Raw genomic sequence first — 667 nt, forward strand, 5'->3', positions numbered from 1 at the left:
TGCGGAACGGCGGAAAGTACAAAAGAGACGCCGACCTTTGTGGGTGCCAGACTTCCAGGTGCGCTGCTGCCTCATTCCATAGCAGGGCCGTCCCTTATTTCGGGAATCCTGTACCAGAAATATGACATGGGGATCCCGCTGGCAAGACAGGAGAGGGACTGGTACCGTCTGGGTCTGGAGATCCACCGTTCCACAATGTCCCACTGGGTGATCCGCTGCAGCCAGGAATGGCTGGAACCCGTATGGAAGAGGATGCATCAGGTGATGCTGGGCTGCGGGGTGCTGCAGGGGGATGAAACCCGGATTCAGTGCAACCGGGAACCAGGGAAAAAGGCGGAAAGTGAATCCTTCATGTGGGTGATGCGGACGGGAAGTTTTGAACCGTTGAAAGGGGTGCTGTTCCATTATGCCCGGACCCGTTCAGGAGATGAGGCCAGGGAATTGTATGCGGGATTCCAGGGTTACCTGGTGACAGACGGCTATACGGGATATGAGAAAGTGGAAGGGATCACGCGTTCGCTGTGCTGGTCGCATCTGCGGCGGTATTATGTGGAAAGTATCCCGCTGGATTCGTCAGGCAGAGAACTCCAGGGGAGCAAAGGATCAGAAGCAAGGGATCAGTGCGACCGTCTGTTCAGAATAGAGAGAAAGCTCAAAGGGCAGGAGC

Annotated in this window: 1 protein-coding gene; it reads left to right on the forward strand. The window is 55.9% G+C overall.

Annotation, left to right across the window (positions count from 1 at the left end; translation table 11 throughout):
- A partial coding sequence (locus GPL15_RS11695; protein ID WP_215698851.1) for a transposase occupies positions 1 to 667 on the forward strand: 667 nt, incomplete at both ends.

Origin of the sequence: Clostridium sp. MCC353 (assembly GCF_018785315.1) — a bacterium.
Classification (GTDB): Bacteria; Bacillota; Clostridia; order Lachnospirales; family Lachnospiraceae; genus CHH4-2.